Genomic DNA, 2,042 nt, shown 5'->3' on the forward strand with positions numbered 1-2,042 from the left:
AGATATTAAAAATGGAAGGCACAGGATAGAGCATGCGTCGATTTTGAGAAAGGACCAAATCAAGAGAATAGCAAGACTTGGAGTGGTAGCTTCGATACAGCCACGCTTTGTAATAACTGACTGGTGGGCAAAGAGCAGGGTTGGAGATGAAAGGGTTAAGTGGATTTATCCTTTTAAGAGTATGCTTGAGAATGATGTAAGCATTGGCTTTGGAACCGATTGCCCTGTTGAGGTCCTTAGCCCATGGGAAACAGTTTATGCGGCGGTAACTAGAGGAAAATACGAAAATGTGCCCTATTATGAAGACAGTAAAGAGGAGTGCTTAACATTAGAAGAAGCTCTCTATGCCTACACGTTTGGTTCTGCCTACATAATGTTCGAAGAGGCCAATCTGGGAACTCTCGAAGAAAGAAAGCTGGCGGACTTCATAGTCGTTGATAGAGATCCCTTTGAAGTCGAGGAAAATGAACTGAAAGGAATAAAAATCTTGGAAACCTATGTTGGAGGTAAGAGAGTGTTTTAATTCCTTGGTCAGGTCCAAATTTTTGTGTAAAATTCCTTTGGTTAGAATATGAATGTTCTTTATTACCACCGTTCAATTCATTATACTGCCTCCGCCCCCTGGTGTCAAGGATACGCTACGCCGGGCTTTTGCCCGTCCTTGACACCATGGGGCTCCAGCAGTTATCAAAAACTAACGGTGGTGATAAAGGTCATTTTATTGAAATAACCTTATCTTTCGATTTTTTTGAAATTTCTTTTTGCCACTCGAAATACTCAGTCATATCTAAATACTTCCTCCCTGAAGCCCATTTTTCATCTTGTTCCATTAACAATGCTCCTATTAGGCGAATGCCAGATTCTCGACTTGGGAATATTCTTATAACTCTTTCACGACGACGAATTTCTTCATTTAGACGCTCTAACATATTAGTAGTGCGAAGTCTCCTTCGATAAGGCTCAGGAAGTTCTAAAACCGCTATTGCATCTTCAAACCCTTCTTCTAAAATCTCCATTGCTTTAGGAGCTTTATCTCTATATTCATCTAATACTTGATTTAATAGCATTCTCGCTGTTCTGGGATCTGGTGCTTCAAATATGGCTCTTAGTTTGGCATGTAATTCTTTTTGTAAAGCTTTTGGAGTCTTATCAAGGATATTTCTCATAAAATGTGTTTGGCACCTTTGCCACGTAGCTCCCTGGAAGTGTCGACAAATAGCTTGTACAAGTCCACTATGATGATCGGAAACTACCAAATCAACTCCATGGAGCCCTCTCTGCTTCAGCCATGAAAAGAATTCACTCCAGCTATCTTCTGATTCACTGTCTCCTATCATAAGGCCTAATACTTCTCTATAGCCGTCTTCATTTATGCCTACAGCAATTAATACGCTGCGTTGACGAACACGTCCCTCTTCTCTTACTCTTACACCTAGCATCAACTATAACAAAGGGAAAGCTTTTTTCTCTTAAAGGTCTTGAATTCCACGCTGTAATAATAGGATCGAGATTTTTGCAAAGCTCGGAAATTGTGGATTTTGAAAATTCAGTTCCACAAAGTTCATAAGTGATTTCTTCGATTTTTCGGGTAGATACTCCATTAACCACCATCTCCATTAGTGCCAACAAAAGGGCCTGCTCACTTCTCTGGTAACGGTTAAAAAGGTCAGTGGTAAATTTGCCATTGCGGAGTCTTGGAACTCTTAAGGTGAGAGTTCCAACTCTGGTAATTAAACTTCTTGAATAATAACCATTACGATAATCCTGTCTTTCTTCTGTCCTTTCATAAGGTTCAGCTTTAACTTGTTCAGTAGCCTGAGCTGCTAAAATTTGATTAAGTACAGACTCTAATAATTTAGCTAACTTTTCATCTTTTGTTCCTTTTACAAAAAGATAATGCAAAATTTCAGAATCTATGGTAATATTGTATTGAGCCATTTCCTATCCCTCCGGTTAGATTTTTTGGTTCGTTTCTATTTCTATTCTAACCAGGGGTGGGGAATGGCTCAACTCCTTTTTACACAATTATATAGACTTAACTT

General features: G+C 39.2%; 1 protein-coding gene and 1 pseudogene. One reads left to right on the forward strand and one right to left on the reverse strand.

The genetic code is table 11. From position 1 onward, the window contains the following. Positions 1-523: amidohydrolase (locus tag H964_RS04125; RefSeq protein WP_039764912.1), on the forward strand; the 523-nt coding region annotated here is incomplete at its 5' end. Between the two features lie 190 nt (positions 524-713). On the opposite strand, the pseudogene H964_RS04130 reads toward H964_RS04125, so the two are convergent. Then, positions 714-1,938, reverse strand: a pseudogene (locus tag H964_RS04130) (IS256 family transposase). Between the last annotated feature and the right edge of the window lie 104 nt (positions 1,939-2,042).

The organism is Caldicellulosiruptor sp. F32, assembly GCF_000404025.1.
GTDB classification, from domain to species: domain Bacteria; phylum Bacillota; class Thermoanaerobacteria; order Caldicellulosiruptorales; family Caldicellulosiruptoraceae; genus Caldicellulosiruptor; species Caldicellulosiruptor saccharolyticus.